Origin of the sequence: Luteimonas huabeiensis HB2, from assembly GCF_000559025.1 — a bacterium.
GTDB lineage: Bacteria > Pseudomonadota > Gammaproteobacteria > Xanthomonadales > Xanthomonadaceae > Luteimonas > Luteimonas huabeiensis.
This window is the reverse complement of the sequence record NZ_JAAN01000012.1, coordinates 1-23,510: the sequence shown is the minus strand read 5'-3', so window position 1 is coordinate 23,510 and position 23,510 is coordinate 1. Positions and strand designations below refer to the sequence as shown.

The 23,510-nt window shown below is 70.2% G+C and carries 19 protein-coding genes; 10 read left to right on the top strand and 9 right to left on the bottom strand.

What is annotated here, in order from left to right; genetic code table 11:
* Positions 1-413: 413 nt before the first annotated feature.
* The gene (locus Z164_RS0103175; RefSeq protein WP_024889297.1) at positions 414-2,051 is read right to left on the bottom strand and encodes an NAD+ synthase; all 1,638 of its coding nucleotides are present in this window, start codon (positions 2,049-2,051) and stop codon (positions 414-416) included.
* Positions 2,052-2,477: 426 nt separating this feature from the next.
* Positions 2,478-2,747 (bottom strand): hypothetical protein, encoded by a 270-nt coding sequence (locus Z164_RS22330; protein WP_152540846.1) that lies wholly within the window; start codon positions 2,745-2,747, stop codon positions 2,478-2,480.
* A gap of 27 nt (positions 2,748-2,774) precedes the next feature.
* On the opposite strand from Z164_RS22330, the gene Z164_RS19900 reads away from it, so the two are divergent.
* Positions 2,775-4,295 (top strand): serine hydrolase domain-containing protein, encoded by a 1,521-nt coding sequence (locus tag Z164_RS19900; RefSeq protein ID WP_081770052.1) that lies wholly within the window; start codon positions 2,775-2,777, stop codon positions 4,293-4,295.
* Positions 4,296-4,485: 190 nt separating this feature from the next.
* Here Z164_RS19900 and Z164_RS0103165 read toward each other — a convergent pair whose 3' ends face one another.
* From Z164_RS0103165 to sucC, 4 genes are all read right to left on the bottom strand, one after another.
* The gene (locus Z164_RS0103165; RefSeq protein WP_043689195.1) at positions 4,486-5,478 is read right to left on the bottom strand and encodes an amidohydrolase family protein; all 993 of its coding nucleotides are present in this window, start codon (positions 5,476-5,478) and stop codon (positions 4,486-4,488) included.
* Positions 5,479-5,694: 216 nt separating this feature from the next.
* Positions 5,695-6,108 carry an endonuclease domain-containing protein gene (locus tag Z164_RS19895; RefSeq protein WP_024889294.1) on the bottom strand — a complete coding sequence of 138 codons (414 nt, stop codon included), beginning with the start codon at positions 6,106-6,108 and terminating at the stop codon, positions 5,695-5,697.
* Positions 6,109-6,588: 480 nt separating this feature from the next.
* Entirely contained in the window at positions 6,589-7,464 is an 876-nt protein-coding gene (gene sucD / locus Z164_RS0103155; RefSeq protein ID WP_024889293.1) for a succinate--CoA ligase subunit alpha, read from the bottom strand.
* Between the two features lie 88 nt (positions 7,465-7,552).
* A complete protein-coding gene (gene sucC / locus Z164_RS0103150) occupies positions 7,553-8,713 on the bottom strand; it encodes an ADP-forming succinate--CoA ligase subunit beta (protein ID WP_024889292.1) in 1,161 nt (386 codons plus the stop codon).
* Positions 8,714-8,934: 221 nt separating this feature from the next.
* On the opposite strand from sucC, the gene Z164_RS0103145 reads away from it, so the two are divergent.
* Together Z164_RS0103145 and Z164_RS0103140 are read left to right on the top strand one after the other, a co-directional pair.
* Positions 8,935-10,533, top strand: a complete 1,599-nt coding sequence (locus Z164_RS0103145; protein WP_024889291.1) for a sensor histidine kinase — start codon at positions 8,935-8,937, stop codon at positions 10,531-10,533.
* Between the two features lie 184 nt (positions 10,534-10,717).
* Positions 10,718-12,124, top strand: a complete 1,407-nt coding sequence (locus Z164_RS0103140) for a sigma-54-dependent transcriptional regulator (RefSeq protein WP_024889290.1) — start codon at positions 10,718-10,720, stop codon at positions 12,122-12,124.
* A gap of 25 nt (positions 12,125-12,149) precedes the next feature.
* Here the strand turns inward: Z164_RS0103140 and Z164_RS0103135 are convergent, their stop codons facing one another.
* From Z164_RS0103135 to Z164_RS0103125, 3 genes are all read right to left on the bottom strand, one after another.
* The gene (locus Z164_RS0103135; RefSeq protein ID WP_043689178.1) at positions 12,150-14,339 is read right to left on the bottom strand and encodes a putative bifunctional diguanylate cyclase/phosphodiesterase; all 2,190 of its coding nucleotides are present in this window, start codon (positions 14,337-14,339) and stop codon (positions 12,150-12,152) included.
* Between the two features lie 405 nt (positions 14,340-14,744).
* Entirely contained in the window at positions 14,745-15,062 is a 318-nt protein-coding gene (locus tag Z164_RS0103130) for a CcdB family protein (protein ID WP_024889288.1), read from the bottom strand.
* Positions 15,062-15,313 (bottom strand): type II toxin-antitoxin system CcdA family antitoxin, encoded by a 252-nt coding sequence (locus tag Z164_RS0103125; protein ID WP_024889287.1) that lies wholly within the window; start codon positions 15,311-15,313, stop codon positions 15,062-15,064. Before Z164_RS0103125 ends, Z164_RS0103130 begins: the two co-directional genes overlap by 1 nt.
* A 410-nt stretch (positions 15,314-15,723) precedes the next feature.
* On the opposite strand from Z164_RS0103125, the gene Z164_RS21660 reads away from it, so the two are divergent.
* From Z164_RS21660 to Z164_RS0103090, 7 genes are all read left to right on the top strand, one after another.
* Positions 15,724-16,200 carry a pilin gene (locus tag Z164_RS21660; RefSeq protein WP_024889286.1) on the top strand — a complete coding sequence of 159 codons (477 nt, stop codon included), beginning with the start codon at positions 15,724-15,726 and terminating at the stop codon, positions 16,198-16,200.
* A 78-nt stretch (positions 16,201-16,278) separates the two neighbouring features.
* On the top strand, positions 16,279-18,003 hold the full coding sequence (gene pilB / locus Z164_RS0103115; protein ID WP_024889285.1) for a type IV-A pilus assembly ATPase PilB: 1,725 nt from the start codon (positions 16,279-16,281) through the stop codon (positions 18,001-18,003).
* A gap of 301 nt (positions 18,004-18,304) precedes the next feature.
* Positions 18,305-18,559 carry a type II toxin-antitoxin system Phd/YefM family antitoxin gene (locus Z164_RS0103110; protein ID WP_024889284.1) on the top strand — a complete coding sequence of 85 codons (255 nt, stop codon included), beginning with the start codon at positions 18,305-18,307 and terminating at the stop codon, positions 18,557-18,559.
* Positions 18,556-18,822 (top strand): Txe/YoeB family addiction module toxin, encoded by a 267-nt coding sequence (locus Z164_RS0103105; protein WP_024889283.1) that lies wholly within the window; start codon positions 18,556-18,558, stop codon positions 18,820-18,822. Before Z164_RS0103110 ends, Z164_RS0103105 begins: the two co-directional genes overlap by 4 nt.
* Before the next feature lie 178 nt (positions 18,823-19,000).
* Entirely contained in the window at positions 19,001-20,272 is a 1,272-nt protein-coding gene (locus Z164_RS0103100) for a type II secretion system F family protein (RefSeq protein ID WP_024889282.1), read from the top strand.
* A gap of 23 nt (positions 20,273-20,295) precedes the next feature.
* On the top strand, positions 20,296-21,159 hold the full coding sequence (locus Z164_RS0103095; RefSeq protein WP_024889281.1) for a prepilin peptidase: 864 nt from the start codon (positions 20,296-20,298) through the stop codon (positions 21,157-21,159).
* 165 nt (positions 21,160-21,324) lie between these two features.
* Entirely contained in the window at positions 21,325-23,397 is a 2,073-nt protein-coding gene (locus tag Z164_RS0103090; RefSeq protein WP_152540845.1) for a YecA family protein, read from the top strand.
* The last annotated feature ends 113 nt before the right edge of the window (positions 23,398-23,510 follow it).

The window sequence follows — 23,510 nt, the reverse complement described above, 5'->3', positions numbered from 1 at the left end:
AGCGCCCTCATCCGCCCCTTCGGGGCACCTTCTCCCGCATGCGGGAGAAGGAAAGCGGCCGCCGCGCTCGAGCCCCTCTCCCGCGCGCGGGAGAGGGGTTGGGGTGAGGGCCTGCTGCACTGCGGACTTCGAAAAAAACGCCCTCATCCGCCCCTTCGGGGCACCTTCTCCCGCAAGCGGGAGAAGGGAAGCGGCCGCCGCGCTCGAGACCCTCTCGCGCACGCGGGAGAGGAGTTGGGGTGAGGGCCTGCTGCACTGCGGACTTCGAAAAAAACGCCCTCATCCGCCCCTTCGGGGCACCTTCTCCCGCATGCGGGAGAAGGAAGGCGGCCGCCGCGCTCGAGCCCCTCTCCCGCGCGCGGGAGAGGGGTTGGGGTGAGGGCCGCGGCTGACGCAGCCGGCGCAGGTGGGCCTCAGCCGCGGTAGCCGTTGCTGATCGGATAGCGCCGCTCGCGGCCGAAGGCGCGCCGGGAGACCTTCGGGCCCGGCGCGGCCTGGTGCCGCTTCCATTCGCTGGCGCGCACCAGCCGCAGCACCTTGTCCACCATCGCCGCGTCGAAACCGGCGGCGACGATCTCGTCGCGCGACTGTTCGTAATCGACGAAGCGCAGCAGGATCGCGTCGAGCACGTCGTAGGCCGGCAGCGAGTCCTGGTCGGTCTGGTTCTCCCGCAACTCGGCCGACGGCGGCCGCGAGATCACGCCGCGCGGGATCACCGGGGCGCCGCCCACGGTGTTGCGCCACTTGGCCAGTCCGTAGACCTCGGTCTTGTACAGATCCTTGATCGGCGCGTAGCCGCCGCACATGTCGCCGTAGATCGTGGCGTAGCCGACCGCGTATTCGCTCTTGTTGCCGGTGGTCAGCAGCAGCCCGCCGAACTTGTTCGACAGCGCCATCAGCATGGCGCCGCGGATGCGCGATTGCAGGTTCTCTTCGGTCACGTCCGGCTCGCGCCCGGCGAAGACTTCCGACAGGGTGTCGAGGAAGCCCTGGAACGGCGCCTCGATCGGCAGCGTCAGCATGCGCACGCCGAGCGCCTTGCACTGCTCGGCGGCGAGATCGTTGCTCAGGTCGGCGGTATAGCGCGAGGGCAGCCGCACCGCGGTGACGTTCTCCGCCCCCAGCGCATCGACCGCCATTGCCAGCACCACCGAGGAATCCAGGCCGCCCGACAGGCCGACCCAGGCGCTGGTGAAGCCGTTCTTGTCGCAGTAGTCGCGCACGCCGCGGGTCACCGCGCGCCAGGCCAGCGCATCGACGCTCTCGTCGCCGTCGTCCACCCACACCACCGGCGAGAAGCGCCGCGACGCGGCGTCGTAGTCCACCACCAGCCACTGGTCGGAGAACGCGACCGCCGCCGGGTGGATGGCGCCGTCGCCGTCGGCCACCAGCGAGGCGCCGTCGAACACCAGCGCGTCCTGGCCGCCGACCACGTTGAGGTAGGCGATCGCGGCACCGGTCTCGGCGATGCGGTCGGAGAGCGTGCCGTCGCGCTCGGCGTGCTTGCCGCGCCCGTAGGGCGAGGCGTTGGGCACCAGCACCAGTTCGGCGCCCGCGCGCACCGTGTCGGCGATCGGCTCGGCGAACCAGAGGTCCTCGCACACCAGCACGCCGACCGGCACCCCCTTGACCTCGACCACGCAGGGCTCGCCGTCGGGATCGACATGGAAATAGCGGCGTTCGTCGAAGACGTTGTAGTTGGGCAGCTCGCGCTTGCGGTAGGTCCGCTCCACCCGGCCGTCGCGCAGCACGCTGGCGGAGTTGTAGAGCACGCTGCCGGCCGACTCCGGCCAGCCGACGACGGCGACGATGCCGGTGGCGTGCCTGGCCACCGCCTGCAGCGCGCGCTCGCAGTCGGCCAGGAACGAGGGCCGCATCAGCAGGTCCTCGGGCGGATAGCCGCTGATGGCCAGTTCCGGGAACAGCACCACGTCGGCGCCGAACTCGTCGCGCGCCTCCAGGATCATCTGGCCGATGCGCTCGGCGTTGCGCTCGACCGCGCCCACCGGGAAGTCGAACTGGGCCATGGCGATGCGGAGGGTCGTGGGCATGGATGCGGAACTCCTGCGGAAGTGGCCGCATTATTTCAGGTTCTTCCCGCCGCCGAAGGCGCGGCCGCGCGCCGCGCGCGCCCGGACCGGGCGCCGTCTTCGGGCGGGCGACGCCGCCTGCGCGACCGCCCCGGGGTCCTGATGCCCGGCGCGCGGGCCGATCCCACGCGATCTCGCGAATCAGGGTTTCCACCGATTCGGCGCCGAGCGCCCGCGCGTAGATTCGGGCTGCCGGCGTCGTCGGCCGGCCGCCCGGGACCGGCGACACCGCCGCGGCTCGCGACCCGCGGGCGCTCGCTGCCGGCGCCAGGCGAGCACGTCGCGCGCGCTCGCCCGGCCGCCCCTCGTTCGCTCGCAGCCCCCATGCCCGACGACATCACCGACTGCGGCCGCGTACACGCTTTCCCACGCCGCCGGTCCACTTCCTCACCGGTCTCCGGCGGCGAGCACGGGCCCGCGCGCGCCGCCGCCGACGGCCGCATCCGTAGCGATGCCCGCCTCGCCCCCGCCGCCTGCGACGCCCTGGGCGAGGGCCGCAGCGCCGAGCCGTATGCCAACATCGGCCGCGTGGGCGACGGGCAGCCGGCGGGCTCGCCGCGTTTCCCGCACCGCCACGCCGTCATCGGCGGCGACCGCACCGTCGCCATCCGGCCGACGCTCCGACCGCACCGCCCGGCGGCGACCGCCGCCGGACATCCCCTCGCCCCTCGAACCGGAGAGACCATGCCCCTCATTCCCGACCGCGCGCGCCCCACCGCGCGCACCGCCTGCCGGCGCGCCGCAGCGCTCGTCCTGTTCTGCGCGGCCGCGATCGCGCACAGCGCGGCACAGGCCGCACCGCCGGATCCGGCCTCGGCGCGCGACGCGCTGGCCTACTACGACCAGTGGCTCGGCTACCAGCAGGGCTACCAGCGCATCCCCGGCATCCAGGCCGCGATCCGCATCGACGGCGAACTGGCCTTCAGCGCGTCCTACGGCCAGGCCGATGTCGAACGCCGGCGCCCGCTGCGCAACGACGATCTGTTCCGCATCGCCTCGCATTCCAAGACCTTCGCCGCCATCGCCGTGCTGCAACTGGTCGAGGCCGGCAAGCTGCGCCTGGACGACACCGCGGGCCACTGGCTGCCGTGGCTGGCGCAGGCGCGCTCGCCACTGGCGTCGGCGACGGTGGCCGACCTGCTGTCGCACTCGGCCGGGGTGATCCGCGACGGCCGCGACAGCGACTTCTGGCAGCTCGGCAAGCCGTTCCCCGACCGGGAACAACTGCGCGAGGAACTGCTGACCGCCGAAGCCTCGGTCATCCCCGGCAACGAGCACTTCAAGTACTCCAACATCGGCTACGGCCTGATCGGCCTGATCGTCGAGGCCGCGACCGGCGAGGACTTCAACGCCTACGCCAGCCGCGAGATCGTCGGCCGGCTCGGCCTGGCCCACACCGGGCCCGAGTACGATCCGGCGCGCGCCGACGAGTACGCCACCGGCTACAGCAGCCTGCTCTACGCCGACCACCGGGTGCCGATCGAGCACGTGGATACCCGGGCGCTGTCGGCGGCCACCGGCTTCTACGCCAACGCCGAGGACCTGACCGCGTACTTCAGCGCCTACCGCTTCGGCGATGCGCGCCTGATCGGCGACGCGTCCAAGCGCCGGATGTTCCGCCCGGTCTGGTCCGGCAAGCCGGGCGACGAGAGCGCGTCCATCTACGGGCTGGGGGTGTTCGTCCACCACGTCGGCGCGCGCACCCTGGTCGGCCACTCCGGCGGCTATCCGGGCCACATCACCATCTCGATGGCCGATCCGGAGGACGCGATCGCGGTGTCGGTGCTCACCAACGCGCTCGGCAGCCCGGTGTCGGACCTGGCCAAGACCGCGTACCGCCTGATCGACCTGGCCGAGCGCACGCGACAGGACGCCGACACCCCCGCCGTGCCCGCCGGCATCGACCTGGACCGCTTCACCGGGCGCTTCGCGCGCCTGTGGGGCGTGATCGACATCGCCGCGCTCGGCGGCCGCCTGTACATGCTCAACCCCTACGAACTCGACCCGGCGAAGAGCGCGGTGCCGTTGACCGTCATCGACGCGACCACCCTGCGGGTGGACGGCGGCACCGGCGGCAACCACTACAAGGAACCGGTGGTCTACGCCTTCGACGCCCAGGGCAAGGTCGAATCGGTACGCATCAGCGGCACCTACCTGCCCATCGACGACTGGGCCGTCCCGGAGCGCGTGCGCAAGGCCTACTGACCGGGCCGGCCGGCCGCACCGGCCGGGCCGCCGCTGGCGCTGCCCGGCCTGCGCCGGCGCCCCGGCAGGCGCCGGCTCGACCGACCGGCTGCGCGATCGCGGTCGCGGCGACGCCCCCGGAAGCCGCGCCCCGGCCCGCGGTCTTCCGGGGCCTCCATCGTCGCCACCCGGCATCGCCGGCCGGCACGGCTCAGGGCCGCCCCATCCAGGTGTTGGTACGGATCGTCCGCCACGCCTCCGGCGACAGCGGCAGCACCGGATAGACCCGGCCGTAGTAGTCGGCCAGGTCGAGCGCGAACGGCCAGTCCGACGCGGCGACGAAATGCGCCGGGCCGATCCGCTGGATCAGCGCCGCCAGCTTCGCGGCATCTTCGTCCGGAGTCTGGTCGCCGAACACCGCGGCGAGATCGAAATACAGGTTCCGCCCCAGCGCCGGGCGCGCGGCCAGGGCGCCGGCGAAGGCGCCCAGCGCCTCGAAGGTATTGGCATCGGTGCCGCCCCAGCCGGCGGCATGGGCGATCTGTACCGGCACGTCGCCGGCCTGCGGCAGCACCTGCTCGATGAAGTTGGCCACGTCCACCGCGCCGTAGTCGGCGGCGCGCGTGCGCAGGTGGATCGTCAACGCCCAGCCGTTGCGCCGCGCCTCGGCGAAGACCGCGGCCAGCGCCTGCAGATGGGCGTCGTCGCGCAGGTCCAGCCCCGAATTGGTGACGTGGATCTTGACCCCGGCCACGCCCTCGACGCCGCGCCAGCGCCGCAGTTCCGGCAGCGCTTGGGGCGCGAGCGGATTGACCGCGACGAAGGCCGAGAAGCGACCGGGATGCGCGCGCGCCAGCGCCACCACATCGTCGTTGGCCGCACGCAGCAGCGCCGCCGCATCGGGATCCGGCGGCTGCACGAACGCGCTCTGCGCGAGATAGCCCGTCGACATCAGCAGGCCATGCCCGACGCCGGCGCGGTCCATCGCTGCGATCAGCGCGTCGAGCGGCGGCGGATCGGCGAAGTCCGGATCGCACGGCGAGCTCCGCCCGGGACTGGCGCAATAGCGGGGCAGCCAGGCGCGGATCGCCGGCGAATGCACGTGCATGTGGTGGTCGATCCGGACCGGCGGCGGTGCGGACAGCGCCCACGCCGGCAACGCCAGGCAGGCGGCAAGCGCCGCCGCCCGGCGGCGGACGCGCACGAAGCCTGACGCCGCGACGGACCTCGCGCGGAGTCGGGAGAAGGCAGCCAGCATCGTGCGCTCGAGGATCATCGCGGGTGCTCCGTACAGGGACACGGCGGCCTCGCGCGGGCGCGGCCTGGGCCAACGCAGGGGCTTGGCATCCGCCGCCACGTCGCGCGCCGGCCGACGCACGGCCACCTGCAACCCGGATCCTAGCCACCCGCCGGACCGCGCTCATCCGGAAAAACCCTCGATCGCGTCTGCGATCTTGCACGCCGGGCCAGCCGGCCCGGCGTCCGCGCCGTGCGCGGGGCCCGCGGCCAGGGCGCCCACGATGGCCTCCAGTACCTGCGTCGGCCGGACCAGGACATCGTGGTTCCACACCCGCAGCACGCGGTAGCCACGGCGCTCGAGGAACCGCGTGCGCGCGGCATCCACGCCTTCGCCGTGCTGGCTGCCGTCCACTTCGACGATCAGCCGGCCCGCCGCGCAGAGGAAATCGGCCACGAACGGCCCGACCGGGCACTGGCGCCGGAACTTCGCCCCCACCAGCGCGCGATTGCGCAGGTAGAACCAGAGCAAACGTTCCGCATCGGTCATGTCCCGGCGCAGTCGCCGGGCCAAGGCGGTCTTGGCGGCATCGCGCATCCGTGCGCTCCCTCGAAGGACATGACCAGCTTGCCCTCCCCATCCGCTCCCGCACACCGGATCACTGCGCACCGCGCTGTCGGACAACGCCTCGCAGAACCCGCGGCAGATCGCACGCCCTCACCCCAACCCCTCTCCCGCACGCGGGAGAGGGGCTCGAGCGCGCGACGTTCGACTCCCTGCTTCCGCTCGCGGGAAAAGAAGCTGCCCCAGACATGCCGTGGCCCGTCCCCTTCTCCCGCTTGCGGGAGAAGGTGCCCCGAAGGGGCGGATGAGGGCCGCTTTTTCGAAGCCCACCGCACGACACACCCTCACCCCACCCCCTCTCCCGCACGCGGGAGAGGGGCTCGAGCGCGCGACGTTCGACTCCCTGCTTCCGCTCGCGGAAGAAGGTGTCCCGAAGGGGCGGATGAGGCCCGTGCCGAACGCAAAAAGGCCGCCCGGAGGCGGCCTTTCGCGTCGCGGATGGCGAGCGGGGGATCAGCCGGCCAGGCGCTTGGCGATCGCCGCGCCCAGGTCGCCGGGCGACTTCACCGTGGTCACGCCCGCCTTCTCCAGCGCGGCGAACTTGCCCTCGGCGGTGCCCGCGCCGCCCGAGGCGATCGCGCCGGCATGGCCCATGCGCTTGCCCTTCGGGGCGGAGGCGCCGGCGATGAAGCCGACCACCGGCTTGGTCACGTGCTCGGCGATGTACTCGGCGGCCTCTTCCTCGGCGCTGCCGCCGATCTCGCCGACCAGGATGATGCCCTCGGTCTGCGGATCGTCCTGGAACAGCTTCAGCGCGTCGATGAAGTTGGTGCCGTTGATCGGGTCGCCGCCGATGCCGATGCAGGTGGACTGGCCGAGGCCGGCGTCGGTGGTCTGCTTGACCGCCTCGTAGGTCAGCGTGCCCGAGCGCGAGACGATACCGACCTTGCCGGGCTTGTGGATGTGGCCCGGCATGATGCCGATCTTGCACTCGCCCGGGGTGATCACGCCGGGGCAGTTCGGGCCGATCAGCACCACGTCCTCGTGCGACTTCAGCACGTTCTTGACCCGCAGCATGTCCAGCACCGGGATGCCCTCGGTGATGCACACGATGACCCGGATGCCGGCATCGGCGGCCTCGAGGATGGCGTCGGCCGCGAACGGCGGCGGCACGTAGATGACCGAGGCGTCGGCGCCGGTCTCGGCGACCGCGTCGCGCACGGTGTCGAAGACCGGCAGGCCGAGGTGCTCGGTGCCGCCCTTGCCGGGGGTCACGCCGCCGACGACCTTGGTGCCGTAGTCGAGCATCTGCTCGGCGTGGAAGGTGCCCTGCTGGCCGGTGAAGCCCTGCACGATCACCTTGGTGTTCTTGTCAATAAGGACGCTCATTTGAAATCCTGTGCTGTCGTAGGAGCGCCCGGCGCCGAGGCATGGCCGCGGTCGCGCGCGAGCGCGCTCCTACAGGTGATGTATGGACTTAGGCGGCGGCGGCGACGGCCTTCTTGGCGCCGTCGTTGATGTCGTCGGCGGCGGTGATGGCCAGCCCGCTCTCGTTGAGCAGCCGCTTGCCCGCCTCCACGTTGGTGCCTTCCAGGCGCACGATCACCGGCACCTTGACGTCGACTTCCTTGACCGCGGCGATGATGCCCTCGGCGATCATGTCGCAGCGGACGATGCCGCCGAAGATGTTGACGAAGATCGCCTTGACCTTGTCCGAGGACAGGATCAGCTTGAACGCCTCGGTCACGCGCTCCTTGGTCGCGCCGCCGCCCACGTCCAGGAAGTTGGCCGGCGCGCCGCCGTTGAGGGCGATGACGTCCATCGTGGCCATCGCCAGGCCGGCGCCGTTGACCATGCAGCCGATGTTGCCGTCCATGGTCACGTAGTTGAGGTCGTGCTGGCTGGCCTTGACCTCGGTCTCGTCCTCCTGGCGGATGTCGCGCATGGCGACCAGGTCCGGGTGGCGGAACGAGGCGTTGTCGTCGGAGTTCACCTTGCCGTCGAGCACCGCCAGGTCGCCGGACTTCAGGATCGCCAGCGGGTTGAGCTCGACCAGGGCCAGGTCCTTCTCGTTGAACAGCCGGTACAGGCCCAGCATGATCTTCGCCAGCTGGTTGACCTGCTTGGCGTTGAGCCCCAGCGCGAAGCCGAGCTGGCGGCACTGGTAGGCCTGCAGGCCCTCGACGAACTTGACGTGGAGGGTCTGGATCGCGTCCGGGTTCTCCTCGGCGGTCTTCTCGATCTCCACGCCGCCCTCGCTGGAGGCGATGAAGGTGATCGACTGCGTGCCGCGGTCGACCAGCACCGACAGGTACAGCTCCTGCGCGATGTCGGTCGCCTCGGTCACCAGCACCGAGTCGATCGGCAGCGCCACGCCGGCGGACTGGTAGGTCTCCATGCGCGTGCCGAGCAGCGCCTCGGCGGCCGCGCGCACCTCGTCGAGGGTCTTGCACAACTTGACGCCGCCGGCCTTGCCGCGGCCGCCGGCGTGGATCTGCGCCTTGACCACCCAGAAGTTGCCGCCCAGGGCCTTGGCCACCTCGACCGCCTGGTCGGCGGTCTGGGCGACGCGCCCGGCCGGTACCGCGATGCCGTAGTCGGCAAACAGCTGCTTCGCCTGATATTCGTGGAAATTCATGTGGAATCCTGCGTGGGGTGACGGACCGCGCACGACGGATCCGCAGGCACCAGGACCGGCGGCGGGGGCGCGGGCAGACCGCTATTCTCGCCCATGCGGCCAGCCGGGGCAAAACGCGCCGATCCGATCGGCGCCGGCGATGGCCGCGAAGGACCGTGCCGATCGCCGCGGGCGCCTATACTCGTCCCGGTCTGCCCGGGGAGGGGCGCATCCTGTTCCAGCTGCCCGCCAGCGTCGTCTATACCGATACGGTCCTGCGCCGCGAGCTGCACCTGCTGGCGCTGTACCGCATCCTGGAAGCGAGCCTGCTGTGCCTGCTGGTGTTCAGCCCGGTCGGCGCGCTGATCGGCGCGCCGCACGACCGCGCGCTCGGTGCGGCGGTGGCGCTGGCCAGCCTGCCGGCCTCGCTCGCGCTGTGGTGGTGGGCGCGCCGGCCCGGCGCCGACCTCGGCGAGATGGCGCTGATCGGCGTGGTCGCCGACATCCTGATCGCCACCTTCATCAGCCACGCATTGCCGGCCGCGGGACCCGGGGTGGCGCTGCTGCTGGTGACCAACATCGGCGGCGCCGCGCTGTTCCTGCGCCTGCGCGTGGCGCTGGTCGTGGCCGCGCTCGCCGCGCTCGGGCTGGCCGCCGAGTTCGTGTGGAGCATGCTGGAAGGCAGCCGGACCCGGCCGCTGGCGGAGACGCTGATGTTCGGCGTCAGCTTCTTCGCCGTCGCCACGCTGACCAACCTGCTGGGCGAGCGGATGCGGCGCAGCCAGGCCCTGGCCGAGCGTCGCGGCGAGGAGGCGGCCAGCCTCGCCGGGCTCAACGAACTGATCATCCGCCGCATGCGCACCGGGGTGATGATCGTGGACGGCCACGGGACGGTGCAGCTGGCCAACGAGGCCGCGGGCCTGATCTTCGCCAACCACGACGGCGCGCTGGAAGGCCGCGCCCTGACGGAACTCTCGCCCGGCCTGGCGCGGCGGCTGCGCGCGTGGCGGCGCGATGCCCGCAACGACGAATCGCCCCTGGCCTGCGGCCCGGAGCGGATCGAGGTGCAGCCGCGGTTCGCCCGCCTGCTGCCGGGTTCGGAATCGGCGCTGGTGTTCCTCGACGACGCCTCGCTGGTGTCGCGACGGGCGGAATCGCTGACGCTCTCGGCGATGGGGCGCTTTTCCGCCAGCCTCGCCCACGAGATCCGCAACCCGCTGGCGGCGATCAGCTACGCGACCCAGCTGCTGGAGGAGTCCGAGGACCTGTCGGAGCCGGACCGGCGGCTGCTGCAGATCATCCACCAGCAGTGCCTGCGCACCAACGGCATCGTGGAGAGCGTGCTCGGCCTGGCCCGGCGCGAGCGCGCGATGGGCGAGCCGGTGGACCTCGTGGCCTGCGTGCGCCGCTTCGTGGACGAGTACCAGGCGACCCTGCAGCCCGAGAACGGCAGCGTGCGCGCATCCGGGCGGGAACGCCCGCTCGAGGCGGTGTTCGACCCGCGCCACCTGCACCAGATCCTCACCGTGCTGGTCAACAACGCCATCCACCACGGGCGCCTGCCGGGCGAGCCGGCGCGGGTGACCCTGGTCGCGGACGAGCGCGACGGCCGCCCCGCGGTGGAGGTGATCGATCGCGGCCCCGGCATCCCGGACGCGGTCGCCCACCAGGTGGGACGGCCGTTCTTCACCACCTCCGAGCACGGCACCGGCCTGGGGCTCTACATCGCCCGCGAGCTGGCGCGCGCCAACGGCGCCGATCTCGACTACGTGCCGGTGCCCGGCGGCGGCGCCTGCTTCCGGCTCGCCATGCCGGGACGAAACCCGTTGCTTTCGGCATAATCGGTCACTTCATGACACCGCCGGTCAATCGCCGACAGGCGGGCGGCGACGATGGCGTCTCGCGGCGCCCCCGGCCGTCGCCCTGCCCGCGGTCCGCCGGCGCGCATCGCAGCGCGGCCGCCCACGCCAGGACGCCTGGGGCGGACGCGCGCGGTCGCGCCGCCCACGCCAAGGAACCCCCGCCATGTCCAGCGAACAACGCAGCGTCCTGATCGTCGACGACGAGCACGACATCCGCGAGCTGCTGGTGCTGACCCTCGGCCGGATGGGCCTGCGCACCGACACCGCGGCCACCGTGTCCGCCGCCCGCGCGCTGCTGGCCGACAACCGCTACGACCTGTGCCTGACCGACATGCGCCTGCCCGACGGCTCGGGGCTGGAGCTGGTCTCCGAGATTTCCGCCCGCTTCCCGAACACGCCGGTCGCGGTGATCACCGCCTACGGCAACATCGAGGCGGCCGTGGAAGCGCTGAAGGCCGGCGCCTTCGATTTCGTCAGCAAGCCGGTCGATATCCACATGCTGCGCGGGCTGGCGCGGCAGGCGCTGGACCTGCCCCCGCGCGCCGGACTCCAGCACGACGATCCCGCCAGCCGCCTGTTCGGCGAATCCGAGGCGATGGTCGCGCTGCGGCAGACCATCGCCAAGGTCGCGCGCAGCCAGGCGCCGGTGCACATCAGCGGCGAATCCGGCACCGGCAAGGAACTGGTCGCGCGCACCATCCACGCGCAGAGCGCGCGCGCGGCCGGCCCGTTCGTACCGGTCAACTGCGGCGCGATCCCGACCGAGCTGATGGAGAGCGAGTTCTTCGGCCACAAGAAGGGCAGCTTCACCGGCGCCCACGCCGACAAGCCGGGCCTGTTCCAGAGCGCCGACGGCGGCACGCTGTTCCTCGACGAGGTCGCCGAGCTGCCGCTGGCGATGCAGGTCAAGCTGCTGCGCGCGATCCAGGAGAAGACCGTGCGGCCGGTGGGCGCCTCGGCCGAGACGCCGGTCGACGTGCGCATCCTCTCGGCCACGCACAAGGATCTCGCCCAGCTCGTCGATCTCGGCAGCTTCCGCCACGACCTGTACTACCGCATCAACGTCATCGGCCTGCACGTGCCGCCGCTGCGCGAGCGCACCGGCGATCTCAAGCTGCTGTCCACCGCCATCCTGCAGCGCCTCGCCCGCGCCATGCAGCGCCCGACCCCGGTGATCGCCAACGACGCCCTGGCCACCCTGGAGGACTACCCCTTCCCCGGCAACGTGCGCGAGCTGGAGAACATCCTGGAGCGCGCGCTGGCGCTCGCCGACGGCGACGTCATCCACGCCGCCGACCTGCACCTGCCGCAGGTCCCGCGCAGGACGCCGGCGGCGGCCGGCGCGCCGGCGAACGCCACGCCCGCCGCCGCGCCGGGGCCCGATCCGCGCACGCTCAGCCCCTACGACACCGCCTCCAGCGCCCTGCCCTCCTACATCGAGGAAATCGAACGCGCCGCCATCCAGCAGGCGCTGCAGGAAAACCGCTACAACAAGACCAAGACCGCCGCCGCGCTGGGCATCACCTTCCGCGCGCTGCGCTACAAGCTCAAGAAGCTGGGGATCGACTAAAGCGACCGGGTCGGGCGACGTCCGCTCAGCCCGCCCCGCCCGCCGGCATGTCCAGGAACATGCGCTCGAACTTCGCCGGCGGCACTGGCTTGCCGAACAGGTAGCCCTGCGCGCCGGGGCAGCGGTTGGCGCGCAGGAATTCCAGCTGCGAGCCGCTCTCCACGCCTTCCGCGGTGACCTCCAGCCCGAAGCTCCGGCCCAGGTAGATCACCGCGCGCACCACGGCCGCGTCCTCCTCGTCGACGATGACGTTGCGGATGAAGGAACGGTCGATCTTCAGCCGCGTCACCGGGTAGCGCTTGAGCAGGCTCAGCGAGGCGAAGCCGGTGCCGTAGTCGTCGAACGCCAGCCCCACGCCGACGGCGCGCAACGCCTGCAGCAACTGGAGCGTGGCCTGATCGTCGCGCATCAGCGTGTTCTCGACGATCTCCAGCTCGAGCGCGGCGGCCGGCAGGTCCGCGTCCGCCAGCGCCTGGGCCACCGTCTCGACCAGGCCGACCGAACGGAACTGGGTCTCGAACAGGTTGACGCCCATCCGGAACCCCGGCACCGCCCGCCGCCACCGCGCCGCCTCGCGGCAGGCCTCGCGCAGGACCCATTCGCCGACGTGCTGGGAGAGCGCGCTCTCGCCCAGCACCTTCACGAAGTGCGCCGGCGTCAGCAGGCCGCGCTGCGGATGGCGCCAACGCAGCAACGCTTCGGCGCCGGTCACCGCGCCTGTTTCGGTGGCCACCTGCGGCTGGTAGAAGACCACGAACTCGCCGCGCTCGTAGGCGCGCCGCAGCTCGGTCTCGAACGCCCGCCGCGCGATGGCGACGTCGCGGAAGGAGGCGCGGAACAGCTCGTAGCGGCCCCGGCCCGCCGCCTTCGCCTTGTACAGCGCCAGGTCCGCGGCGCCGAGCAGGTCTTCCGCCCGCCGCCCGTGCTCGGGGGCCAGCGCGATGCCGATGCTCACGCCCACGTCGATCCGCTCGCCGGCGAACTCGAACGGTTGCGCGATCGCCCGCACGAGCGCACCGGCGACCCGCTCCGCCTCGGCCAGGCCGTCGCCGCGCAGCAGGACCACGAACTCGTCCCCGCCCAGCCGGGCCACCATGATCGCGCCCTCGCACACGCGCTGGATGCGGGCCCCTACCTCGCGCAGCACCGCATCCCCGGCGGAGTGGCCGAGCGTATCGTTGACGTCCTTGAACCCGTCCAGGTCCAGCAGCAGCACGCCCGCCGGCTCGCCGGCGGCCAGGGTCGCCGCCGCCTGCGTCTGCCAAGCGCCGCGGTTGGGCAGGTCGGTCAGCGGATCCAGCGAGGCCAGCCGGAACAGCCGCTCCTCGTTGCGCCGGCGCTCGGTGATGTCGCGCACGATGGCGCCCACGCTCGTGGTGCCGCCCTCGTCCCAGGTCGAAAGCGAGTACTCCGCCGGGAACTCGCTGCCATCGCGGCGCCGGCCCGACAGCACGATGGTGCGGTCAGCCAGCTCCATGGGCTCGCCGCGCTTGAGGCGCGCCAGCTCCGCCTCGTAGATGCGGCGCCAGCTGTCGGGCACGATCGCCGAAACGCTCCGGTCCAGCATTTCCTCGGCGGTGTAGCCGAACAGCCGCTGCGCCGCGCGGTTCCAGAACGTGACCTGCTCGCGCGCGTTGGAGCAGATGATCGCGTCCGGCGACGTGGCGGCGATGTTCTCGAACCGCCTGCGGCTGATCGTGGTGGCGTAATCCAGCCGGCGCAGTTCCATCCGGTCCATCACCAGGGCCGCGAGATCGCCGAGGTTGCGGCGATCCTCCTCGCCGAAGCGATCGCGCGGCTCGTGGTCGATCAGGCACACCGTGCCGAGCTTTTCGCCGCTCGCCGTCGCCAGCGGCTTGCCGGCATAGAAACGGATGAACGGCGGCCCCAGCACCAGCGGATTGGTGGCGAAGCGCGGATCCTGCATCGCATCGGGCACCAGGAAGACATCGTCCTGCATGATCGCGTGGGCGCAGAACGAGACCTCCCGGCTGGTCTCGCACACGTCCATCCCCACGCGCGCCTTCAGGAACTGGCGGTCGCGGTCCAGCAGCGAGATCAGCACGATCGGCACCTTGAACAGGCGCGCCGCCAGCTCCGCCAGCCGGTCGAACTCCTGCTCCGGCGGCGTGTCCAGCAAGTGGAAATCCGCCAGCGCGCTCAGCCGCGCCTCCTCGTTGGGCTGCACGGGATAGGCGGGCAATTGCTCGGGCATGGGGCCTCCGTTTGGCGGGCCGGCAGCGCACTCTGCGCACCGCCGCTTTCCGCCGGCCACTATGCGCCCACCCGCGTGAGCGGCGAGGATCGGGCCTTCACATCGCCAACGCGGCGCCGGCGTGAACCGCCGTCCCGCTGCCTGCGCCATGCCCAGGCGCTTGCGGGCCGGGGACATCCGACTCCGCCGACTTCCAGCCCTACATCGACCGCATGCTGCGCGAGAGAAGACCGGCATGGATCGGCTGATCGTCGAGCGCTAGCTCGACGCCTTGCACCGTTGTCTTGCGCGTATCGCCAGCCGACGCCCGGCGACTTTAGCCGCCCTGGAAGCGGACCTGGACCTACAGGATGTCCTGGTGCTCAACCTCAGTCGGCCCACCCCAATGACCGCGCCTGAAAGCCTTCAACCGTAAGCCGGGGTCAGCAACTCGTCCACGGCGGCAATGATGTCGTCTCCGTGCGCCGCCAGGGATGCCACGGGTTCCCCGAGCCGCTCGGCCGGTATAGCCGTCATCTCCAGGGGATGCAGCACCACCTCCCGGCCCTCCACGACGAACACCGGGTTGAAACGGGGATTCAGCGCGACCGCCTCTTGCCTGGAGACCAAGGGGGCGACCACACGATGGCGGCTGGCGTCGAAGATCGCCGACTGCACGACGACCACGTAGGGGATCGCGATCTTCAACCGGCCCGGATTGCGATGAACGTCGAATTGCGCCATCAGAGTTCGGAGAATTCGTCCGCAAAGCTGCCATGCCGCGCAGAGAAGGCGCTCCACGCGGCGGCAGTCCTGCGAAGACCCTCAGCATGCTCGTCGCGCACGCGCTGCTGCCGGGCCACGTATTCGGCCAGCAACGTTTCCACCTCGGCGGACAGGTTGTCCGTGAGACGGCGCGCCTTCGCCACCAGATCCTCGTTCAGGGACAGGTTGACGGGCCTCTTGGAGGCGCTCACATCGTAGATTGCTTTCATTCGAGCAACTCCGCGAACCGGCATGCGCATGGTGTGCGCATACGGCGCCAACTTCAAGCCCGCAGTGGAGAGATCGTCGGCGAGACGGCGCGCTTCGGACGGCGCGTTCCGCCTACGTCGCGCCATGACCGCGCCCGCATCCGATGCCGGTCCGAGAAGCCGGCCTGTCAGGCGGCCCGCAAAGTTTTGTCACCATGGCGACCGAAAGTGACGCGACTCGTCACCCCGCAAACGGATATCCAGCAAGTTCTGTGACCCAGGACGACAGAAGCCGCCCGTCGGGGATTCCCCGACACGTTGGCACGCGAGTTGCGTACCCTGGCATGCACGTGCGGACCCGCGCGGCTGCCCACGGACCCGGCCCCCGCCGACCGCAGGCACGTGAGACCACCACTCCTAGGGGATACACCATGAAGAAGATGCAACAGGGCTTCACCCTGATCGAGCTGATGATCGTCGTCGCGATCATCGCCATCCTGGCCGCGATCGCGATCCCGCAGTACCAGAACTATGTCGCGCGCTCGCAGGTGACCGCCGCACTTGCCGAGATCAACCCGGGCAAGGTGGGCGCGGAAGATCTGATCAATCGGGGCCAAACCGCTACCACTCCCGCCGCGATCGGCCTCGTTGGCTCGACCACTGGCGAGGGTGGAAATGCAGTCACTGGATCTGAACGTTGCACGTACTCCGTCAACGTCCAAGCGGATGGGGCAGCGACGATTTCTTGCGAACTGCGAAACGTCAATCCGCGAGCCGCAGGCACGTTGAAGCTAACTCGCGACGCGACCACGGGAGCCTGGACGTGCACTGGCACGGGCAACCTTGCCGGTGGCGCTGGTGGCACAGGTCCTCAGTACCTTCCCGCTGGCTGCACTGCAGGCACCTAATACTGGTAACGAGAACGGGGCGCTTCGGCGCCCCTTCTTTTTCTATACTTTTGCATATTTCTTTAGAAGGTACGACGCGTGCCGTCGCATGCCCCCCCCAACCTCGTCGGCATCACCGGCATCGCTCGCCGGCTCGTCCTCGACGGCGCGCTGGACGAGGCCACTGCCCGCGAAGCCCTGGACAAGGCGACGGCCGAGCGCAAGCAGGTCGGCTCGTGGCTGCGCGAGCAGCGCAAGGTCACCGGCGCGCAGCTGGCCGCGGCCAACTCCATCGAATTCGGCATGCCGGTGTTCGATCCGTCAGCAATGGACCCCGCCCAGAACGCCATCGCCCTGGTCAGCGAGGAACTGCTGCGCAAGCACTGCGTGCTCCCGTTGTTCAAGCGCGGCGGCAAGCTGTTCGTCGGGACCAGCGAGCCCACCGCGACCCGTGCGCTGGACGAGCTGAAGTTCCACACCAACCTGGTGGTGGAGCCGATCCTGGTCGACGAGGACGTCCTCAAGCGCACCCTGGAGTTGTGGCTGGAACGCAACGACGCGCTCAACGATGCGCTCGCCGACACGGACGGCCTGGAAAGACTGGACGTCGGCGACGATGGCGAGGCCCGGACCGAGACCTCCGGGGACGGCAAGGGCGACGACACGCCCATCGTCAAGTTCGTCAACAAGGTGCTGCTGGACGCGATCCGCAAGGGCGCCTCCGACATCCACTTCGAGCCCTACGAGACCGACTACCGGGTGCGCCTGCGCATCGACGGTATCCTGAAGCAGGTCGCGAAGATGCCGGTCAAGCTCAACGGCCGGATCACCGCGCGCCTCAAGGTGATGGCGCAGTTGGACATCGCCGAGAAGCGGGTGCCGCAGGACGGGCGCATCAAGCTCAACATCTCCAAGACCCGCCAGATCGACTTCCGCGTCAGCACGCTGCCCACGCTGTTCGGCGAGAAAGTGGTGCTGCGCATCCTCGACGGCAGCGCCGCGCGCCTGGGCATCGACAAGCTGGGCTACGAGCCGGACCAACAGAAGCTGTTCCTGGACGCGATCCGCAAGCCCTACGGCATGGTGCTGGTGACCGGCCCGACCGGATCGGGCAAGACGGTCTCGCTGTACACGGCGCTGGGCATCCTGAACGACGAGGAGCACAACATCTCCACGGTCGAGGACCCGGTGGAAATCCGCCTGCCGGGCGTGAACCAGGTGCAGCAGAACACCAAGCGCGGCATGACCTTCGCCGCGGCGCTGCGCAGCTTCCTGCGCCAGGACCCCGACATCATCATGGTCGGCGAGATCCGCGACCTGGAGACCGCCGAGATCGCGATCAAGGCCGCCCAGACCGGCCACATGGTGCTGTCGACGCTGCACACCAACGACGCCCCGCAAACGATCGCGCGCCTGATGAACATGGGCATCGCGCCCTACAACATCACCAGTTCCGTGACCCTGGTCATCGCCCAGCGCCTGGCGCGGCGGCTGTGCGAGAAGTGCAAGCGCCCGGTGGAGCTGCCGACGAACGCGCTGCTGGCGGAAGGGTTCACCGCCGACGAGATCCACGCCGGACTGAGGATCTTCGAGGCCGTCGGCTGCGACGACTGCACCAACGGCTACAAGGGCCGTACCGGCATCTACCAGGTGATGCCGATGAGCGAGGAGATTCAGGCGATCGTGCTGGCCGGCGGCAACGCGTTGCAGATCGAGGAGGCGGCGCGCAGCGCGGGAGTGCGCGACCTCAGGCAATCGGCGCTGCTGAAGGTCAAGCAGGGGGTCACCAGCCTGGCCGAGATCAACCGGGTCACGAAAGACTGACGCGACATCGGCGGGCCTGATCAACGCTCACCTTCGACGGACTCGATTCGGCCCCTCTCCCGCATGCGGGAGAGGGTTGGGGTGAGGGCAACGACAACGAAAAAGCAGCCCTCATCCGCCCTCCGGGCACCTTCTCCCGCATGCGGGAGAAGGGCCGGTGCAGTCCACGACCGGCAGGCGGGTTCGCACCTTCTCCCGCATGCGGGAGAAGGAAAACTGAGCGATCGTACTCATCAGGTCGGCGGATGCCGAATTGTACAAATCGATGTACAATTCGACCTCCTGCTCCGGAAGCCCCCTTATGGAAGTCCTGACCTACTCCGATACCCGCGCCCACCTCAAGGAAGTCATGGATCGGGTCGTCGAGAACCGCACGCCGGTCGTGATCACCCGCCAGAAGGCGGAGGCCGTGGTCATGGTGTCGCTGAGCGACTGGCATGCCATGGAAGAAACCCTCTATCTGCTGTCGAGCCCGGGCAACGCGGCCCGCTTGCGTGCATCGATCCACCAGCTGGACGCCGGCAAGGGCCGGGAGCGCGATCTCGCATCCGCATGAAGCTGGTCTTTTCCGACCAGGCCTGGGAGGACTACCTTCACTGGCAAGGCCACGACACCAATGTGCTCGAGCGACTGAACGGATTGATCGAGGAATGCCGGCGCACGCCGTTCAGGGGGACGGGCAAGCCCGAACCCTTGCGCGGCGACCTGAAGGGCTGGTGGTCCCGCCGCATCACGCTCGAGGATCGGCTGGTGTACCGGGTCTCCGGCTCGGGCGGCGCGCAAGCGCTGGAAATCGCGCAATGCAGATACCACTACTGAGCGCTCGATAGCGAACGACTGGACGAGGCCCCCTCCCCGGGCCCGAGGGATGCGCGCTGCGCCCGCCCGCCTCGCAAAGCCTGCCGGGCGTCACACCCCGGCATCCCGCCGCCGCTGGCGACGCGCTACCATGAGCGCCGATGCCGGCTGGGGATGACCGGCCCTGGGGGATTCACCGATGTCCGCGACCCGCTCCGCCGCCCGCAAGGCGGCCCGCAAGCCCGCCACGCCCGTGCGCGAGGGCGTGAAGCTGGAAACCTTCGTCTGGGAAGGCACCGACAAGCGCGGTACCAGGATGAAAGGCGAGCAGGCGGCCAAGAACGCCAATCTGCTGCGCGCGGAGCTGCGGCGGCAGGGCATCAACCCGAGCCTGGTCAAGGCGAAGCCCAAGCCGCTGTTCGGCGGCGCCGGCAAGAAGATCACCCCGAAGGAGATCGCGGTCTTCAGCCGCCAGATCGCGACCATGATCAAGTCGGGCGTGCCGATCGTGCAGGCGCTGGAGATCATCGGCAGCGGGCACAAGAACCCGAAGATGGCGCAGATGGTCAACGCGATCCGGGTCGATATCGAGAACGGCACGTCGTTCTCGGATGCGCTGGGCCGGTACCCCGTGCAGTTCGACGAACTGACCCGAAACCTCGTGCGGGTCGGAGAATCCGCCGGCGTGCTGGAGACGGTGCTCGACAGCATCGCCACCTACAAGGAGAACATCGAGAGCCTGAAGGGCAAGATCAAGAAGGCGCTGTTCTATCCCGCCACGGTCATCGCGGTGGCGATCATCGTCACCGCCATCTTGCTCATCTTCGTGGTGCCGCAGTTCGAGCAGGTGTTCGAGGGCTTCGGCGCCGAGCTGCCCGCCTTCACCCAGCTGATCGTGGCCGCGAGCCGGTTCATGGTGGCCTACTGGTGGGCGCTGCTGGGCATCGCGGTGATCTCCATCGTCGGGCTGATCTTCGCCTACAAGCGTTCGGCGGCCTTCCGCAATGCGCTCGACCGCTGGATGCTGAAGATTCCGATCATCGGGCAGATCCTGCACAACGCCTCGATCGCCCGCTTCAGCCGTACCCTGGCGACCACCTTCAAGGCCGGCGTGCCGCTGGTGGAGGCGCTGGAATCGGTGGCCGGCGCCACCGGCAACACCGTCTACGAACAGGCCACCCATCGCATCCGCGACGACGTCTCGGTCGGCTACCAGATGAACATGGCGATGAAGCAGGTCAACCTGTTCCCGCACATGGTGGTGCAGATGACCGCGATCGGCGAGGAGGCCGGCGCCCTGGACACGATGCTGTTCAAGGTGGCCGATTTCTACGAGGAGGAGGTCAACAACGCCGTGGACGCGCTCTCCAGCCTGATCGAGCCGATCATCATGATCTTCATCGGCGTGGTCGTGGGCGGCATGGTCATCGGCATGTACCTGCCGATCTTCAAGCTGGCCTCGGTGGTGTGACCGGCAACGGCTAGAATCGCCGCATGGCATTCCTCGACCAGCACCCGGCGCTCGGGTACCCCGCCGCGGCCGCGCTCGGCCTCGCGCTGGGCAGCTTTCTCAACGTGGTGATCCTGCGCCTGCCGCGACGGCTGGAGTGGGAATGGAAGCGCGACGCGCGCGAGGCGCTCGGAGAGCCGGAGCTGTACGATCCGCCGCCGCCGGGGATCGTGGTGGAGCCGTCGCACTGCCCGCACTGCGGGCACAAGCTGGCCTGGTACGAGAACATCCCGCTCTTCAGCTGGCTGGCGCTGCGCGGCCGCTGCCGCAGCTGCAAGGCGCCGATCTCGATCCAGTACCCGCTGGTCGAGCTGCTGACCATGTTGCTGGTGCTGGCCTGCGTGTGGAACTTCGGCTTCGGCTGGCAGGGCTTCGGCGCCATCGTGCTGACCTGCTTCCTGGTCGCGCTGGCGGGCATCGACCTGCGCACCCAGTTGCTGCCCGACCAGCTCACCCTGCCGCTGATGTGGCTGGGGCTGATCGCCTCGGCCGACAACCTGTACATGCCCGCCAAACCGGCGCTGCTGGGCGCCATCGCCGGCTACGTCAGCCTGTGGTCGGTCTGGTGGCTGTTCAAGCAGGTGACCGGCAAGGAGGGCATGGGCCACGGCGATTTCAAGCTACTGGCCGCGCTCGGCGCGTGGTGCGGGCTGGCCGGCATCCTGCCGATCATCCTGCTGTCGGCCGTCGCCGGCGCCATCATCGGCTCGATCTGGCTGGCCGCCCGCGGCCGCGACCGCGCCACGCCGATCCCGTTCGGCCCGTACCTGGCGGTGGCCGGCTGGATCGTCTTCATGTGGGGCGATCAACTGATCGGCGCCTACATGCGCTACGCCGGGCTGGGCTGACGCCGCGCCTTCCACGGACCCGACGCGCGGCGCTGCAGGGCGGACCGGCTTTCAGCCTCCCTTCTCCCGCGTGCGGGAGAAGGTGCCCGGAGGGCGGATGAGGGTTGCTTCGCCCTCACCCCGACCCGCTCCCGCACGCGGGAGAAGGGGCGAAATCGAGTTGCCGTGAAGGTTCGCGCTCATCAGGACCCGCCATGGCCCGGTGCGGAAGCGGCCTGGTGTTCCGTGCGGCCGCGCCGTTGGCACGGCGATCGGCTAGGATGTCGCCCAGAACGCCGCCCGCCAGCGGCGGTGTCGCCGCTCCCACTTTCCATGTCGACAGCCGTCGTGCGCGACGCGTGCTGCCCGGCAACTCTCCAGGAACGCATGACCCAATACTCCGACCTTCCGGACTCCGGCGACGAGGACGGCATGGCCCTCGAGTCCTTCATCGCTGTCATCGTCGGCTCGCTGGTCCGCGGCGCCGCACAGACGCAATTGCTCGCGCTGGCCGAAGACCTGTTCGAGCACATCGAGCGCCATCTGCCGGAGGCGACGCCCGATCCGCAAGCCCGGCGCAGCATCGCGCGGTCGCTGGCCCGCGGCGTGATCGACCACACACCGCGGCCGGACCGGCGCTTCGCCATCCAGCGCGCGGCCCGTCCGGGCGTCAACGATCCCTGCGACTGCGGCTCCGGCCGGAAGTACAAGCGCTGTTGCCAGCCCATGGAAGCGACCGCCCTGTTCCGCGACTTCAACCTGCTCCCCTACGTACTCCGGGCGCTGCCGCGCAAGCGCTGGAAGGAGCTGGCCGGCAGCGCCATCGATCCGCGCGCGGTGGCCGACGCGGCGGCGGGCTTCATCGAAGCCGGGCATGCGCGCGACGCCGTGGCCCTGCTGGAGCCCTGGTTCCCGCCGGACGCGCCGATCGCGGGCCGACTGGAAGACCTGCTGGACATCCTGATCGATGCCTACGGTGCGCTCGGCCAGCCAGTCAAGAAAAAGCGGCTGATCGCCCGCGCGCTGAAGACGGGCGATGCCGTCATCCGTTCGAGCATGCGGCAACGGCTAGCGACCATCGCCGCGGACGATGGAGACTTCGACGCCGCCTGGGCGCTCTTCCACGAGGCCCAGCGCGATCACCCCGACTCCCCCTCGCTCTCGCATCTGGAAGTGGTGCTGTTGACGACGGAAGGCCGCACCGAGCTGGCGCGCGAGCGCGCCCGGTTCTGGATCGCGCGCCTGCAGCGGCTCGGGGCCGAGGAACATGCCGGATTGATCGCCTTGCTGCGCACGGTGGCCGAGGATGGCGCGTACCAGGCCATGAGCGGACTCTCCGCGCAGCGGCACCCCGAGATCGGCGAGTTGCAGGCGCTGCTGGCATCCGCGCCCGCGCCGGCGGTCGAGCATGCGCTGGAACACAATCCGCAGGCCCCGGAGATGGCGTTCCTGCGGCCCGAGCCGCCGCTGGCCGCCGCGCTCGCCGCCTGGCGCGACGCCTTCCCGCAGGCCGTCCCGCCGCTGACCGCGCTGGACCTGGACGACCATCCCGCCTGGCAGGACAGCCGCCCGTGGCTGGCGTGCCTACGTCAGCGCCCCGAACTGTGGCAGAGCTTCGAGGTGCTCGACGATGTGATCCTGGCGCTGACGGCCATCTACGACTGGGGCATGCAGCCGCTGCGCGACGCGCTGCTGGAGCGGGCCGAGACCCTGTTGCGGCTGACGCTCGCGGGGCATGCCGACGCGCAGCTGGCCTGGGCCGTGCTGGACAACCGCCCGGCGCTGCGCCTGCTGGCCCACACGATCGAGGTGCTGCGCGAGCGGCGGGACGAGGCGTTCGTGGAACGCATGCAATGGATGCTGGCGCTCAATCCGACCGACAACCACGGATATCGGACGCACCTGATGGCCGATCTGCTCGAACGCGGAGAAGTCGAGCGCGCGGTCGCGCTGGGCGCGCGCTATCCGGCCGATCCGGATCTCGCGTTCGCGCAAGCATTGGCGCTGTACGCCTCGGGTCAGTCCGGACGCGCATTGACCCGGCTGGCCGATGCGCATGCGCAGTTGCCGCTCATCGCGCCGATGCTGGCGGCAGCCAAGCCACGCAAACCGGCCATGAAAGAGGGATGGATCCGGTACGGCGGTGCCGACCACGCCTGGCGGCACCGCGAGACGTTCCTGGCGGCCTGGCAGCGCTACGACGGCGCCTTGCCGTGGCTACGCAGCGCGCTGCGCTCGCTCGGCAAGGCGGCCCGCTAGGGCGAAGCGACATTCGACCTGCAACGTAGGTCATGCTGTCCCTTCTCCGGCAAGCGGGCCCATGTTGTCCCTTCTCCCGCAAGCGGGCGCATCTCGTCCCTTCTCCCGCAAGC

Coding starts and splice junctions, on each gene's coding strand:
- Z164_RS19900 (WP_081770052.1), top strand. CDS start 2,775: ATGCCCCTCATTCCCGACCGCGCGCGCCCCACCGCGCGCACCGCCTGC.
- Z164_RS19895 (WP_024889294.1), bottom strand. CDS start 6,108: ATGCGCGATGCCGCCAAGACCGCCTTGGCCCGGCGACTGCGCCGGGAC.
- Z164_RS21660 (WP_024889286.1), top strand. CDS start 15,724: ATGAAGAAGATGCAACAGGGCTTCACCCTGATCGAGCTGATGATCGTC.
- Z164_RS0103095 (WP_024889281.1), top strand. CDS start 20,296: ATGGCATTCCTCGACCAGCACCCGGCGCTCGGGTACCCCGCCGCGGCC.
- Z164_RS0103175 (WP_024889297.1), bottom strand. CDS start 2,051: ATGCCCACGACCCTCCGCATCGCCATGGCCCAGTTCGACTTCCCGGTG.
- sucD (WP_024889293.1), bottom strand. CDS start 7,464: ATGAGCGTCCTTATTGACAAGAACACCAAGGTGATCGTGCAGGGCTTC.
- Z164_RS0103110 (WP_024889284.1), top strand. CDS start 18,305: ATGGAAGTCCTGACCTACTCCGATACCCGCGCCCACCTCAAGGAAGTC.
- Z164_RS0103135 (WP_043689178.1), bottom strand. CDS start 14,339: ATGCCCGAGCAATTGCCCGCCTATCCCGTGCAGCCCAACGAGGAGGCG.
- Z164_RS0103100 (WP_024889282.1), top strand. CDS start 19,001: ATGTCCGCGACCCGCTCCGCCGCCCGCAAGGCGGCCCGCAAGCCCGCC.
- Z164_RS0103140 (WP_024889290.1), top strand. CDS start 10,718: ATGTCCAGCGAACAACGCAGCGTCCTGATCGTCGACGACGAGCACGAC.
- sucC (WP_024889292.1), bottom strand. CDS start 8,713: ATGAATTTCCACGAATATCAGGCGAAGCAGCTGTTTGCCGACTACGGC.
- Z164_RS22330 (WP_152540846.1), bottom strand. CDS start 2,747: ATGTCCGGCGGCGGTCGCCGCCGGGCGGTGCGGTCGGAGCGTCGGCCG.
- Z164_RS0103125 (WP_024889287.1), bottom strand. CDS start 15,313: ATGAAAGCAATCTACGATGTGAGCGCCTCCAAGAGGCCCGTCAACCTG.
- Z164_RS0103105 (WP_024889283.1), top strand. CDS start 18,556: ATGAAGCTGGTCTTTTCCGACCAGGCCTGGGAGGACTACCTTCACTGG.
- Z164_RS0103130 (WP_024889288.1), bottom strand. CDS start 15,062: ATGGCGCAATTCGACGTTCATCGCAATCCGGGCCGGTTGAAGATCGCG.